12 protein-coding genes and 1 pseudogene are annotated in these 14,063 nt (G+C 48.7%); 4 read left to right on the top strand and 9 right to left on the bottom strand.

Translation table 11 applies throughout. The features are described 5' to 3' along the window. Positions 1–109 precede the first annotated feature (109 nt). The 3 genes from mdsA to mdsC are packed head-to-tail and all read left to right on the top strand — an operon-like array spanning position 110 to position 5,974. Positions 110–1,336 (top strand): multidrug efflux RND transporter periplasmic adaptor subunit MdsA, encoded by a 1,227-nt coding sequence (gene mdsA / locus ACLJRE_RS18165; protein WP_023212881.1) that lies wholly within the window; start codon positions 110–112, stop codon positions 1,334–1,336. Next, on the top strand, positions 1,333–4,500 hold the full coding sequence (gene mdsB / locus ACLJRE_RS18160; protein WP_000673153.1) for a multidrug efflux RND transporter permease subunit MdsB: 3,168 nt from the start codon (positions 1,333–1,335) through the stop codon (positions 4,498–4,500). The genes mdsA and mdsB overlap by 4 nt, the downstream gene beginning before the upstream one ends. A 16-nt stretch (positions 4,501–4,516) precedes the next feature. Continuing rightward, entirely contained in the window at positions 4,517–5,974 is a 1,458-nt protein-coding gene (gene mdsC / locus ACLJRE_RS18155; protein WP_001610632.1) for a multidrug efflux transporter outer membrane subunit MdsC, read from the top strand. Between the two features lie 69 nt (positions 5,975–6,043). On the opposite strand, the gene ACLJRE_RS18150 is transcribed toward mdsC, so the two are convergent. From ACLJRE_RS18150 to ACLJRE_RS18110, 9 genes and pseudogenes are all read right to left on the bottom strand, one after another. Then, positions 6,044–6,403 (bottom strand): DUF4156 domain-containing protein, encoded by a 360-nt coding sequence (locus ACLJRE_RS18150; RefSeq protein WP_000722978.1) that lies wholly within the window; start codon positions 6,401–6,403, stop codon positions 6,044–6,046. A gap of 57 nt (positions 6,404–6,460) precedes the next feature. Continuing rightward, positions 6,461–6,685: a membrane protein gene (locus ACLJRE_RS18145; protein ID WP_000737124.1), complete on the bottom strand. Its 225-nt coding sequence runs from the start codon at positions 6,683–6,685 to the stop codon at positions 6,461–6,463. Between the two features lie 10 nt (positions 6,686–6,695). After that, complete coding sequence (locus ACLJRE_RS18140) at positions 6,696–7,337, bottom strand: helix-turn-helix transcriptional regulator (protein ID WP_000610827.1); 642 nt, start codon at positions 7,335–7,337, stop codon at positions 6,696–6,698. A 143-nt stretch (positions 7,338–7,480) separates the two neighbouring features. Further along, on the bottom strand, positions 7,481–8,005 hold the full coding sequence (locus ACLJRE_RS18135; RefSeq protein WP_000830237.1) for an Ail/Lom family outer membrane beta-barrel protein: 525 nt from the start codon (positions 8,003–8,005) through the stop codon (positions 7,481–7,483). A 401-nt stretch (positions 8,006–8,406) separates the two neighbouring features. Continuing rightward, positions 8,407–8,895, bottom strand: coding sequence for a hypothetical protein (locus ACLJRE_RS18130; RefSeq protein WP_000545419.1), 489 nt, complete (start codon positions 8,893–8,895; stop codon positions 8,407–8,409). Beyond that, positions 8,868–9,611: a transcriptional regulator gene (locus ACLJRE_RS18125; RefSeq protein WP_000081363.1), complete on the bottom strand. Its 744-nt coding sequence runs from the start codon at positions 9,609–9,611 to the stop codon at positions 8,868–8,870. The genes ACLJRE_RS18130 and ACLJRE_RS18125 overlap by 28 nt, the downstream gene beginning before the upstream one ends. Positions 9,612–9,710: 99 nt before the next feature. Further along, positions 9,711–11,285 (bottom strand): EAL domain-containing protein, encoded by a 1,575-nt coding sequence (locus ACLJRE_RS18120; protein ID WP_000868297.1) that lies wholly within the window; start codon positions 11,283–11,285, stop codon positions 9,711–9,713. A 512-nt stretch (positions 11,286–11,797) separates the two neighbouring features. Further along, positions 11,798–12,098, bottom strand: a pseudogene (locus tag ACLJRE_RS18115) (hypothetical protein). After that, complete coding sequence (locus tag ACLJRE_RS18110) at positions 12,071–12,805, bottom strand: transcriptional regulator (RefSeq protein ID WP_001005860.1); 735 nt, start codon at positions 12,803–12,805, stop codon at positions 12,071–12,073. Before ACLJRE_RS18110 ends, ACLJRE_RS18115 begins: the two are co-directional and overlap by 28 nt. 662 nt (positions 12,806–13,467) lie before the next feature. Here ACLJRE_RS18110 and ACLJRE_RS18105 point away from each other — a divergent pair. Then, complete coding sequence (locus ACLJRE_RS18105) at positions 13,468–14,004, top strand: fimbrial protein (RefSeq protein ID WP_000062033.1); 537 nt, start codon at positions 13,468–13,470, stop codon at positions 14,002–14,004. Positions 14,005–14,063: the final 59 nt, after the last annotated feature.

Raw genomic sequence — 14,063 nt, 5'->3', positions numbered from 1 at the left:
CCCGTCAGGAACGCTTGACCTTTCCTTCGTTGTAACGCCTAGCCTTTGCCAAAAATTCTGCGGCAGCGTTGCGGAATGGCCGACACGCTGCGGTAAAGAGGGAAACGACATGCGTAGAACATTCAAAATTATGTTGATAGCCGGCGTCATCGCCGCCATCGGGGGCGTGATTTACATTGCCGGCGAAGCACTATGGGATAAAGACAACGCCGTCGGACCACCGGCCAGCGCACCGCCTCCACCGTCGGTACCGGTTGCTAAAGCCCTTAGCCGCACACTCGCGCCTACGGCGGAATTCACCGGTTTTCTGGCCGCGCCGGAGACCGTAGAGCTGCGTTCGCGCGTGGGAGGAACCCTTGACGCCGTCAGCGTTCCGGAAGGACGTCTGGTAAGCCGCGGACAACTGCTGTTCCAGATCGATCCGCGCCCGTTCGAGGTCGCCCTCGACACCGCCGTCGCGCAATTACGTCAGGCTGAAGTACTGGCCCGCCAGGCGCAGGCGGATTTCGATCGCATTCAACGACTGGTCGCCAGCGGCGCCGTATCACGTAAAAACGCTGACGATGTCACCGCCACGCGTAATGCGCGACAGGCGCAGATGCAATCGGCCAAAGCCGCCGTCGCCGCAGCGCGCCTTGAACTCTCCTGGACCCGTATTACAGCGCCCATTGCCGGACGCGTTGACCGCATACTGGTGACCCGGGGCAATCTGGTCAGCGGCGGCGTAGCGGGTAACGCCACGCTTTTGACGACTATCGTGTCTCACAATCCCATGTATGTGTATTTCGATATTGACGAAGCCACCTGGCTGAAGGCGTTACGGCATACCCGCTCCGACAAAAATCCACCGGTAGTCAACATGGGGTTAACCACCGATAACGGGCTGCCTTATCAGGGCGTACTCGACTTTATGGGCAATCAGATGAACCGCAGCACCGGCACTATCCGGGCGCGCGCCGTGATTCCTGACCCCGACGGAATGCTTTCTCCCGGCCTGTTTGCCCGAATCAGTTTGCCCATCGGCGAGCCGCGGGAAACCGTGCTGATTGACGATCTGGCGGTGAGCGCCGATCAGGGCAAAAACTATGTGCTGATCGTCGGCAAGGAGAATCAGGTGGAGTATCGTCCGGTTGAGTTGGGACAAATGGTCGATGGACTCCGCGTCGTTACACAGGGAGTACAGCCGGGAGAAAAAATCATCCTCAAGGGGCTGGTGCGTCCTGGCATGACCGTTGCGCCGCGTCTGGTGCCGATGCGGCAGAATATGCCCGATAAACAGACCGCGACATTGACTAAAGCGGACGGCGACAGTGCGTCGAAGGCGGTGCGCCAATGAAATTCACCCACTTTTTCATCGCACGGCCCATCTTCGCCATCGTCCTGTCGCTGTTAATGCTGCTGGCTGGCGCTATCGCCTTTTTAAAACTGCCGCTGAGTGAATATCCGGCCGTTACGCCGCCCACGGTACAGGTTAGCGCCAGCTACCCCGGCGCTAACCCGCAAGTGATTGCCGATACGGTAGCCGCGCCGCTGGAACAGGTGATCAACGGCGTTGACGGCATGTTGTATATGAATACCCAGATGGCCATTGATGGTCGCATGGTTATCTCTATCGCCTTCGAACAGGGAACCGATCCTGATATGGCGCAAATTCAGGTGCAAAACCGGGTATCCCGCGCGCTGCCTCGCCTGCCCGAAGAAGTCCAGCGAATTGGCGTTGTAACGGAGAAAACGTCCCCCGATATGTTGATGGTGGTCCATCTTGTCTCGCCGCAAAAACGCTATGACTCGCTTTACCTGTCTAACTTCGCCATCCGGCAGGTTCGCGACGAGCTGGCCCGTTTACCCGGCGTCGGCGATGTTCTCGTCTGGGGCGCGGGCGAGTACGCCATGCGCGTCTGGCTGGACCCGGCGAAAATCGCCAACCGCGGTCTTACCGCCAGTGATATCGTTACGGCGTTGCGGGAACAAAACGTACAGGTCGCCGCCGGTTCCGTCGGGCAACAGCCGGAGGCCTCCGCCGCTTTTCAGATGACAGTAAACACGCTGGGCCGCCTGACCAGCGAAGAACAGTTCGGCGAGATTGTGGTAAAAATCGGCGCTGACGGCGAGGTGACGCGACTGCGTGATGTCGCCCGCGTCACGCTGGGCGCAGATGCCTATACGCTGCGCAGTTTACTGAATGGCGAAGCGGCGCCAGCGTTACAGATTATTCAAAGTCCGGGCGCCAATGCGATTGACGTGTCTAACGCGATTCGCGGCAAAATGGATGAGTTGCAGCAAAACTTCCCGCAGGATATCGAATACCGGATTGCCTATGATCCTACGGTCTTCGTGCGCGCATCGCTACAATCGGTGGCGATTACCTTGCTGGAAGCCCTCGTGCTGGTCGTCCTTGTCGTGGTGCTGTTCCTGCAAACCTGGCGGGCGTCCATTATTCCTCTGGTGGCGGTTCCCGTTTCGCTGGTCGGCACCTTTGCCTTGATGCACCTGTTTGGCTTTTCGCTGAATACGCTTTCGCTGTTTGGTTTGGTCCTGTCGATAGGTATCGTTGTCGATGACGCCATCGTTGTGGTCGAAAACGTGGAACGTCATATCTCGCAGGGCAAAAGCCCCGGAGAGGCGGCAAAGAAGGCGATGGATGAAGTCACTGGTCCCATTCTTTCTATTACCTCGGTGCTAACGGCAGTCTTTATCCCTTCCGCATTCCTGGCGGGCCTGCAGGGTGAGTTTTATCGTCAGTTCGCGTTGACCATCGCTATTTCGACCATCCTTTCGGCCATTAACTCGCTGACGCTCTCCCCTGCGCTGGCCGCCATTTTGCTAAGACCGCACCACGATACTGCGAAGGCTGACTGGCTAACGCGGTTGATGGGCACGGTCACTGGCGGTTTTTTCCATCGCTTTAACCGTTTCTTCGACAGCGCGTCGAACCGCTATGTTAGCGCCGTCCGTCGGGCCGTGCGCGGCAGCGTCATTGTGATGGTGCTCTATGCTGGCTTTGTGGGGCTGACCTGGCTTGGCTTCCATCAGGTGCCGAACGGGTTTGTGCCTGCGCAGGATAAATACTATCTCGTCGGCATCGCCCAGCTCCCAAGCGGCGCATCGTTGGATCGCACAGAGGCGGTCGTAAAACAGATGTCCGCTATCGCGCTGGCGGAACCCGGCGTTGAAAGCGTCGTCGTCTTCCCCGGTCTGTCGGTTAACGGCCCGGTAAATGTGCCAAATTCGGCGCTGATGTTCGCCATGCTGAAACCCTTTGACGAGCGTGAAGATCCTTCACTTTCCGCTAACGCTATCGCCGGAAAGCTAATGCACAAATTTAGCCACATTCCCGACGGGTTTATTGGCATCTTCCCGCCGCCGCCGGTTCCAGGGCTTGGCGCGACGGGCGGCTTTAAATTGCAGATTGAAGATCGTGCGGAACTGGGATTTGAAGCGATGACAAAGGTGCAAAGCGAGATTATGTCTAAGGCGATGCAGACGCCCGAACTGGCCAATATGCTGGCCAGTTTCCAGACGAACGCCCCGCAATTACAGGTGGATATCGACCGGGTGAAGGCGAAATCAATGGGGGTATCGCTCACCGACATCTTTGAAACGTTGCAAATTAACCTCGGATCGCTTTACGTCAACGATTTCAACCGATTTGGCCGTACCTGGCGGGTGATGGCGCAGGCCGATGCGCCATTCCGTATGCAGCAAGAGGATATCGGCCTGCTTAAAGTCCGCAATGCGAAGGGCGAGATGATCCCGCTTAGCGCTTTCGTCACGATTATGCGCCAGTCGGGGCCGGACAGAATCATCCATTACAACGGCTTCCCCTCGGTAGATATTAGCGGTGGACCGGCTCCGGGCTTCTCCTCCGGACAGGCGACGGACGCGATTGAAAAGATCGTGCGTGAAACGTTGCCGGAAGGGATGGTCTTCGAATGGACCGATCTGGTTTATCAGGAAAAACAGGCCGGCAACTCCGCGCTTGCTATCTTTGCGCTGGCGGTGCTGTTGGCCTTCCTGATCCTGGCGGCGCAGTATAACAGTTGGTCGCTGCCCTTCGCCGTCCTGCTTATTGCGCCTATGTCATTACTCTCAGCCATTGTCGGCGTGTGGGTATCTGGCGGAGATAACAATATCTTTACGCAGATTGGTTTCGTGGTGCTGGTCGGCCTGGCGGCCAAGAACGCCATTTTGATTGTCGAGTTTGCCCGCGCCAAAGAACACGACGGCGCAGACCCGCTGACCGCCGTGCTGGAAGCGTCACGCCTGCGTCTACGTCCTATCCTGATGACCTCTTTCGCCTTTATCGCAGGCGTAGTACCGCTGGTACTCGCGACGGGTGCCGGCGCGGAAATGCGACATGCGATGGGCATCGCCGTGTTTGCCGGAATGTTGGGCGTCACGCTCTTTGGCCTGTTATTGACGCCTGTATTTTACGTGGTGGTTCGCAGGATGGCATTAAAGCGTGAGAACCGCGTTGATTCACATGATCAGCAAGCATAATGATGGGAATGGCATAATGAAGATCACTTTTACAGGCTATCGGCAGACCGCCACGCTGGCGACGCTTGCTTTCGTCACCACGCTTGCTGGCTGTACGATGGCGCCGAAGCACGAACGCCCCGCATCGCCGACTGCGATGGTCTATCCCTACGCAACGTCAACCGTTTCTGGCGCGCCGGATGCCGCTGACATTGGCTGGCGTGATTTCTTCCACGATCCGCTTCTACAGGAACTGATCGCGATCGCGTTACGCAATAATCGGGATTTACGCAAGGCAGGGCTCAATGTTGAAGCCGCCCGGGCGTTATACCGTATTCAGCGCGCGGAGATGCTGCCGACGCTCGGCATCGCCACCGCCATGGACGCCGGTCGCACTCCCGCCGATCTCAGCGTCATGGACGAGCCTGAGATTAACCGACGCTACGAGATGGCTGGGGCGACGACGGCCTGGGAACTGGATCTCTGGGGGCGAGTGCGAAGCCTTAGCGACCAGGCATTAGCCGCCTATATGGCGCTTGATGAGACGTACATTGCGGCGCGAATGAGCCTGGTTTCCGAAGTCGCCAGCGCCTGGCTGACGCTACGGGCTGACCGGGAGCTGCTGCGCTTAACCGAAAATACGCTGGCCGCGCAAAAAAGTTCATACACATTGACAACCCAGCTTGCCCGGACAGGCAACGCCACACAGCTCGATCTGCGTATGGCGGAGATCGCGCTGCGTTCTGCGGAAATCAATCGCGCGGCGTATACGCGACAGTTGGCGCGGGATCGTAACGCGCTGGAATTGCTGTTGGGCCAGCCGCTCACGCCTGAACTGTCGCGTCGACTAAACGAAGCGGTCACGCTTACGGAAGGCGCGATCCCGACCACTCTGCCAGGCGGATTACCGTCAGATCTGCTGGTACGCCGCCCGGATATTCGCGCCGCCGAGTACAGGCTGCGTGGCGCAAACGCCAGAATAGGCGCAGCGCGCGCCGCCTTCTTCCCGACCATCAGCCTGACAGGCACGGCGGGAACGGCCAGCGCGTCTCTTAGCGGACTCTTTGAACCGGGATCGGGAAGCTGGCGTTTTCTACCGCAAATCACCTTGCCTCTCTTTCACGGCGGCGCATTACGCGCTGACCTGGATAGGGCGCATGTCCAAAAACAGATTGAAATCGCCAGGTATGAAAACGTTATTCAGCAAGCCTTTCGCGACGTGGCGGATGGTCTGGCGGGACAGCGTACGCTGAATGACCAGGTGCAATCAGAACAACGCGCGGTTGAAGCCAGTCAAATCGCCTATGAGCTGGCCGGACTCCGTTTTCAGGAAGGCGTCGATGACTACCTTACGCTGCTTGATACCCATCGTATGCTTTATGGCGCGCAACAGCGTCTGGTGCGCACACGGCTCATGCAACAGCTGAATATCATTAATCTGTATAAAGCATTAGGCGGCGGTTGGCGGGAATACAGCGAGAAAAAACAAGGTTAGCCCAAATAGCGCCCGCGTCGCCAGTGCGGCGCGCGCGCTAAACAGGCATATATTACCTGCAAAATAAGGTTAACGAGGGCAACGATAAACGTTCCCGCTTAACGTGACATTCGTTTGTTTGCTTGAGCCCGAACCGTGCCATGAACTTCCTGTCTGGCCTGCACGCTGGGTTAACAGGACTACCGTATTGCCGCCCATTTTATAAGCTTTGTTTTTCAGATCGTTACGGGCACCCGTTTCCAGGTTACTGTTGGAAGTCCAGCCACCGGTAAAGAAATTCCCCTGGCTGCCCGTGATATCCCCTAAGTAGCTGCATTCCTTACCTGGCTCGCTGGTCATCACCCGTACCTGTTCAGCGCCATAATTCAACGAATTAGCACTACATGCGGTTAACGCCAAGCCGACGAAACATACTAAGATCTTTTTCATACTAATACCTGGTCTATTAATCATTAAATAATAACGCGTTCTTGCTTCTGAACGCCGTCAAGGAACTATATTTAAGATGTAACGAATGTCTTTCATTTGCTGAAGAAAAGTCTCTGTCATGATGCTATCATGTATGCTTGAGGCTATTTCTTGTTCAGTTTTTTCAATATGCTCTCTGAGCCTTATTTTTGTTTTTTCGTCAAGCGCCGAGATAAGTATCTTAATGGCAAGCAGCAAAGTAGGATTGATGCTTTCACACTCTCTCATCGTTAACTTTTTCATCTTGTTTGCTTCAAGCCTGATCGGCGTTTTTGTCTACACGGCAAATTTTAGATGCGAAGATATGGCGACTTCTTTGGTAAATAAATAGCAAATGGAAAAAGCGTTTGAAGCCATATTTACGACAGATACGCAATCTATGAATGTACAAAGTCTTACGACTCATGCCATAGCTACTGGCGATCTGACTCATCGACTTTTTATATAAAAAGTGCCATAACAACTCCTCCTCCTTTTTTGTCAACGGCGCAAGTTCACCGACCGCTACTTCGTTTGCACAAGCGTATTTAATGAAATGCTCAATAAAAACAGGCTTTGCCAAATCGGGATCGATATCAGGATCTCTATCGCAGCCATGTGGATAAAGTTTTCCAATATCTCTGCGCGTGAGCCAGATTCGACGAGCATGTGGATAATGCTGCATGAGCGCCTTAAAACCTTTCCAGACCCCCTGAATCAAAACTCGTCCATCAATAATAATTATGATATCTTCGCTAGCTGATATCTGACACGAATTATATTCTCCATTGAGTGGGAACATAAAGCACTTCCCATCCTCAAAGAGTGAAGCGATGCCTAAATAAGTATAATAATCATCCGTTAAAACTATACCTATCGTTTTTAACGGAAGTTGTTCCGATAGTGAATTTATCATAATTTCATCAATAGAATAACGCTACGGTGAGTGTTTTATCTTCCTCTTAAGATTACCTGAGCGCTCATAACCATCCCTATTCTGTAGCAGCGCCATATTATTTTTAATTCCTTGCCATAAACGTAACGCTTATACTTTTAATATCAGAAGCGATAACCTACGCTGACACCAAATGTATTGGTATCCACAGCGAAGAAACGACTGGCTTCCCATGATGCATCGATAGATATACTCTTAACTGGATTAAATATTACGCCAGCACCGTAGGCAAAGGAGTCTTCTTTTGAGTGTTTATTAAATTTCATCGTCGCTATACCCGCATTGCCGTACAGGCTCACATAGTCATTAAAACGATATGTTGGTCCAAACATCAAAGAACCATAGTCTACAGAATCGGAACCATTTTTATGCAACTTCCCCTCTTTCCAGGTGTAGTTCTCCATTTCATTGCGCGTCGCGGTGAATGAGCCTAACATCCCCCAGGTCTCATTGAACTCGTAACGATATTTAAAATTAAAGCCTCGCAGATCTTTGCTATCGCTATTTTTCAATGAACTGAGATGAGTTTGTGCATAACCAAACGATACGGTGTGCTGATCGTTAGCCAAAGCTAAAGGTGACGCTAATAATAAACCTAAAAAAACAAGGAACGAAGACCGTCTTTTCATTAAAACCACTCCATTTTTGATATATAATTAAGGCGGTACCGGAACTTATGGCACACAAATAGCATTTAGATTAAGAGTACCTAATGCGCTTATTACCAGTCATGCCAACTGCGGAGGTAATATAACCTGATATATTCGATAATGGATATGAAATCAGTCTTACAGAGTTCTTACTTTTTTATTAATAGCGGATTCATAGTTGCTTCAGACCCGATCCTGGCATCTCATCCGTCAGGCGGGCTGCGAGAGGTTATCAGCGAGTATCAGTCACCTCCCTGAAGAATAAGAAATTCATAAATCATTGTTTTACATGCATTTTAATTGATTATTGAGTTAACCTTTACCCTTGCGGAGGGCAATTTCGCAACTCGCGTTCTGACGCATTCAGACAACATTCAGATCTACTGCGCGGTACAAACGTTATAAAGCTGCCGATTAAGAGAATAGAAAAAGGTTTTCTCACCCACTTTAGATATTCGAATCTCATTAGCCGCTTCCGGATGCAGAACCCGTAAATATGATAACAGATCGCCAGCCGTGTCCGTGGCAAAGACTTTTACCTGGGATACTTCGAACGTATAAACACCAGGCGCTGTTCGATGTAAATTTTTCATATACACGTCCCGGTATAATATTTTTACACCGTTATCTTTTGTTTTTATTTCATATTGAAGCGTAATTCTCTTCATCTTAAAATCAAGAACAAGACTGCCATCGGCATGGATATCTTTAGGCTGTATCGTCGTTACCGTTCTTGTCGTACATAAAAATTCATTAGTATTAATAGAACTATGGTTACTGTTTCGTACCCAAACTACCATCAGTACGACTGAAACAGCCAACATACCAAGCGTCGCCACGCTTAATAACGTTCTTTTATGGAAATGCATTTCGGCTCCGCTATATCAAGTTGGTTAAGACACTGGACAAAAATATTTGTATTAGGAACGCGAATGTAATAAATGATTTTGCCGTTTTGTTTATGTATTTCATTACTCATCTCAGAGTACGCTTCAACGATATCCGTCAGATGGGTTTTATCATGCCCGACACTATAAAAAGTGTATCCATCATACGAACCCTGGAGGGTAAAGTAATCAATATTTTCACCCTTAACTTTATACATCATAAAAAACATCAGAAGCGCGGCCAGGCAAAAGTAGAGCCAATCTTTTTTATTCACAGCGCCCGGTATTGGGGTAATAATAGTGTCATCGTGTCGCACTTCAACCGTCGATAATTCTGTTTCAGCAACAGCAGGCAACGGCGTATTTTGCGCCTCATCACTCAACGGTTCAATGGAAACTGAGAGTAAAACACCCACGCGGGGACGAGTCACAACAGACGCCCCCTTAAGACCAATTTTATCAAATGATCCTCGTAGCTGGTTAATCAGTTTGTAATAACTGGCATCAGAGACCACGACACCTTTGCGCCCCCAGACATAGTTAATTAAATCATCTTTTTTAAAAAGGCCTTCATGAAAAGCGATAAGCAAACTGCGTTCCGATTCAGATATCGTTATCGACTCTCCGGCGCAGGAAAGCGTCATTCGTTCACAATCAAGAATAACTCTTTTGTCAATCAGATAATTGTTCTGACTCATAAAAATATCCGCCCCAGTGCTATCACGTTTCTTCACGGCATAAACATATTACCAGGATATATCGCGCTATTGAATTTTTTTCCGTAGCGAGCTCCTGTATTATTCAGCCACCAGGCCGCTCGCGGATCCGTTTTCCCCCTTGAGTAAACCATTTTGCCTCTGGGCCGACTTGCCAAGCCAGCTCATAAAGTCATTAGCCCCCATCGGCCTGGCATAAAGAAATCCCTGAACGAATCCTACCCCGTGGCTTAAGATGTAACGCAATTGGTGCTGGGTACTGACCCCTTCGGCAACCACATTAAGCCCCAGTCGCTGACTCAGCGTAATGATAGTATCCAGGACAGGAACATCATCGCTGCTGGTATCAATGGTATCGATAAACGTTCTGTCTATTTTAAGAGAGTCTACAGGTAATTGCTGGAGATAGGAGAGTGAGCAATAGCCGGTCCCAAAATCATCAATCGCTATTAACACGCCTTTTTCACGGAGCGTTGAAAGTTTTTCTGCGACCTGTGAAGGTTCTACAATCAGGCTACGCTCGGTGAGCTCCAACATAAGCGTTATCGTTCCCAAACGAGTCCTGAGCGCCTCTATATCTTGTATAAAACCGTCATCCATAAGATGCGCAGGCGATATATTTACGCTGATATAGAAATCATCCGGTACAGTCCAGTTTATTACGTCATGAGCAATCAGTTCGAACAGATGACGAGAGAGTGGAATAATCATGCCTTCATTTTCTGCGGCGGTAATAAAAATATCCGGGGTTATAAAACGGCCATCCGGTTGCGGCCAGCGCATTAGCGCCTCCACGCCGCCGCAACTACCGTGTTTAACATTAAAAACAGGCTGATAATGTACCGTAAACTCATTGTGCGTTATTCCCCTGGCAATCTCCCGGGCCAGAGATAAACGTTTTAAATACCAGCGCCTGTAGAACAACATCATCCCTACAGAAAGACACAATGACAGCGGAACAAAAATAAAAAGGTTTTGTAACCAGTATGCCGATAACGTTGAGAAAGGGGTTCGCACCATCAGCTGGATAGTGTGATCGGTTGAGGTGAACCGCTGCGTTAAAAACGCCTTACCGCGCAACGTCGCAGCGCTGGTAATCGCCTCCCCTGCGCCGAATGTCAGGCTAAAGGCTGATGCTCTCTCTGCAGCCAATATCTCCATGAGCTCCTGGACATACTGCGAGTCCACAATGACGAAGGCCGCTTTATTCGCTGCTACTTTTTTCACATAAACCACAACAAGGCGATTGGGTCCTTCGGCCATACTACCGATAGATCGCAACCACCGTTTCGGATAAGAAGCAGGTAAAGAAAGCCCTGCCAGCCGGGAAAAATGATAGCGTTCGGTTCCTGTGACAAAGGAGCAAGTGATATCACCATTTTCCAGAAACCCAATGTCACGGACATAAGGAGTGAAGGCCCGCGTTCTGGACAGTTCTTTCAGCGTGTCAGTACAGGAACTCTCAGCCAGTCTGGTGGCTTTTCCGGCGACTTGCCAGGAGGCGGCAGATATATCCGCGCTAAACCGCAGCAGCGTATTGGCGCTGACGGCGATATCTCGTTTTAGCTGGAAGATACCCGCGAGTAACCCCACCAATATCATGACGATCAGTGGAACGGCAATAAACAACATCAGAAATAGCTTTCTTACTTTCAAATCATTGCCCTCTTACCGGCCTTCCTTTTGCCACTGTATGCTTTTATAAGATAACTAAAGTAACATTAATATAGAAAAGCAATATTGAGAGATAGGTTATACGTTCTTAATGATAGCAAGATGGCACTCCCTGTGCCGAAAATAGACAAGAAAATATCAATACCCAACAGGTGCAGGATACTATCGTTAAAATAAGCGATAGCAGATATCCAAAATACAGACGCATTCAATATGTTAGCCTGATACCAGGTTCGCTGCCTGATGAGGCATAACCATCACGGAACGAATTCCCATCAATACAGGGATTATTGGCTACAACTCAACGTTACTACTGGTGGTACACACATTATACAAATGCCGATTAAGCGAAAACATGTAGGTATTTTTCCCAATTTTTACCATCTTTAACTCATTAATCGTACCAGGCTGTAACAGTCTCAGCCAGGAAAACAAATCGCCAGCAGTATCAGACTCAAAAGTCTTAACTGAATTGACTTTAAAAGTAAATGTTTTCATACCCGTTCTGCGCAGTTTGCTGATACAGATGTCACGAAAAAAAAGCCGTTTTTCTTTCGTATCGGTAGTTACATCGTAGTGTAGGGTAATCCTGCCGGATTTAAGATCCAGCACAAGTCCACCATCCATGTACAATTTTCGTGGCGCAATATACGCTTCTGATTTTGTCGTGCATATAAGATTATTGGTTCTATAAGAGTCACGATTTACCCACTCAAGCGCTATTACCGATCCGATTGCGACAATGGCGATAAATATTACAAATATAATCAGTAACGTTCTTTTACTGTAATACATTTTGGCACCGCCATTTCAACAGGATTTAAGCATTGCAGAAAAATATTCATGTTAGGCTCCCTGATATAATAAAGATGGCGTCCATTTTGCCGGTAAATTTTAATTTTTAGAGAGTTAAAAGCAAAAACTACTTCACTTAATGTGACCTTATCCTCTTTTGTTTTATAGATTGCATAATCGTTATATTCGCCAAGATATGTAAAAAAACTATCAGAGCTGTTACGAACAGGCGCTTTATATATAGTAAATACACCATAGAGCAATGCCAGAAGAATGGCTCCTGTTAACACCACAAATACGCTGTGACGTTTAATTTTGTAAAATATTTTCTCCCGAGTCGGGGTGCCTTTAACGTTTTCATCACTCACCTTGAGGGAGGTGATTTTTTTTATAGGTTCAATGGCAACAGACAGCGACACCCCCACCCGAGGGCGAGTTACGATATCAGATGGCTGTAGACCGATGCTACTAAAATCATTTCTCATTTGATTAATGAGTTTATAGTAACTTGATTCTGAGACGCAGCCTCCACGATTTTCCCAAACAAAATGAATAATATCTTCTTTTTTGTAAAGACCATGCCAAAAAGCAAGAAGCAGATGGGTCTCAGCTTCTGATATTCTGATTATCTCATTACCATGCGATAAGGTCATCTTCGTACTATCAAATACAACACGCTTATCAAGTAAAAATATGCTTTCATTCATGACAATCCTAAAGGTAACTGCATCCATCATTCAGACGACATATTATCATGCTCAAAAAAGAATTCAGCCCCCTAATTAACCTGAGTTTAACTTATAAGTCTCACTTATAGTAAACAATAATTGACACAAGTATTACCTGCACATTACAAATCAAACAGTTATAGGTAAATCTGAACACTTTTCTTTACCTTAACGCAAACTCAGGAAACTTCTGAAAGGCCAAAAGTAAGAAAAAAGTAAGACTAATTATACTGTTTCAGAAGCACATTTCAGAAAATTTACCTTAATCTCACCATCGTATTATCCATCAGGAGGTTTAACTGATGCGGATTTTACATAGCAAAAATGTGCAGGTTTGTATTGCAACATAGTCTATCTATTCAGACGCGGAGAGAATTGTTATCGGATTACACTCAATCAAATGATAACACTATCAGTTGTACTAATGAGATGTATGGACGAAAGCGCTTATCGCTCTATTTCATGATAGGAGAAATAAGTCTGTTTGTTTTATATCGCATTATCAATAGTCAGGAGGGTATAGCTCACATCCAAAAATAGAGTTAATGATCGTTATTTTTACCACTCCTCCATAAGCACGAACATTCGGGCGAATTGCACTCGTCCTGAAAAAGTAAAGATTAATACAGGAACATTATCATATGTCTATGAAAAAATATTTAGCAATGATCACAGGCTCGCTTCTTGTCTCCAGCAGCGCGATGGCTGTTTCTGATAACACCATCACCTTTCAAGGGGAAGTCTCTGATGAAACGTGCTCTGTCGTGATTAATGGTAATCAGGCTAAACCCGTCGTGTTATTGCCAACAGTAAGTACTAAAGATTTATCAGAACAAGGGAAAACCGCAGGGCCAATAACGTTTGATATTGGGCTGTCCGGGTGTACCGGCTCTAAGGACAAAACAACAAAAATTTCCACTGTCTTTGTCGGTAATCAGGTCACCAGTAACGGTAACCTGGGTAATACTGGCAGCGCGAAAAATGTTGAAGTCCAATTACTCGACACCTCAGGGGAGCCAATCAATCTGACCGGCGGCTTTACTGGCGACGGCGACCTACAGCTGGAACCAAATGCTTCTGAAGCGAGCGCGACTTATACCGCGCGGTATTACTCTACCGGGAAAGCAGAGGCTGGGACAGTCGCTGCCACCCTACAATACGCCGTTTCGTATAAATAATTGTCGCTACGGTCTGGCGTTGAAACGCCAGACCATTTTCAATCGTCAGGGAGTTGTTG

It is taken from the genome of Salmonella sp. SAL04157 (genome assembly GCF_046551635.1).
Taxonomy (GTDB): Bacteria; Pseudomonadota; Gammaproteobacteria; order Enterobacterales; family Enterobacteriaceae; genus Salmonella; species Salmonella enterica.
Note: the sequence above shows the minus strand (reverse complement) of the source record. Positions and strands in the feature narration are given on the sequence as shown.

Bases quoted from the DNA above. Each gene is read 5' to 3' on its own strand.
- ACLJRE_RS18145 (WP_000737124.1), bottom strand. From the start codon at position 6,685: ATGAAAAAGTTAACGATGAGAGAGTGTGAAAGCATCAATCCTACTTTG.
- ACLJRE_RS18150 (WP_000722978.1), bottom strand. From the start codon at position 6,403: ATGAAAAAGATCTTAGTATGTTTCGTCGGCTTGGCGTTAACCGCATGT.
- mdsA (WP_023212881.1), top strand. From the start codon at position 110: ATGCGTAGAACATTCAAAATTATGTTGATAGCCGGCGTCATCGCCGCC.
- ACLJRE_RS18130 (WP_000545419.1), bottom strand. From the start codon at position 8,895: ATGCATTTCCATAAAAGAACGTTATTAAGCGTGGCGACGCTTGGTATG.
- mdsB (WP_000673153.1), top strand. From the start codon at position 1,333: ATGAAATTCACCCACTTTTTCATCGCACGGCCCATCTTCGCCATCGTC.
- ACLJRE_RS18125 (WP_000081363.1), bottom strand. From the start codon at position 9,611: ATGAGTCAGAACAATTATCTGATTGACAAAAGAGTTATTCTTGATTGT.
- ACLJRE_RS18140 (WP_000610827.1), bottom strand. From the start codon at position 7,337: ATGATAAATTCACTATCGGAACAACTTCCGTTAAAAACGATAGGTATA.
- ACLJRE_RS18135 (WP_000830237.1), bottom strand. From the start codon at position 8,005: ATGAAAAGACGGTCTTCGTTCCTTGTTTTTTTAGGTTTATTATTAGCG.
- mdsC (WP_001610632.1), top strand. From the start codon at position 4,517: ATGAAGATCACTTTTACAGGCTATCGGCAGACCGCCACGCTGGCGACG.
- ACLJRE_RS18105 (WP_000062033.1), top strand. From the start codon at position 13,468: ATGTCTATGAAAAAATATTTAGCAATGATCACAGGCTCGCTTCTTGTC.
- ACLJRE_RS18110 (WP_001005860.1), bottom strand. From the start codon at position 12,805: ATGAATGAAAGCATATTTTTACTTGATAAGCGTGTTGTATTTGATAGT.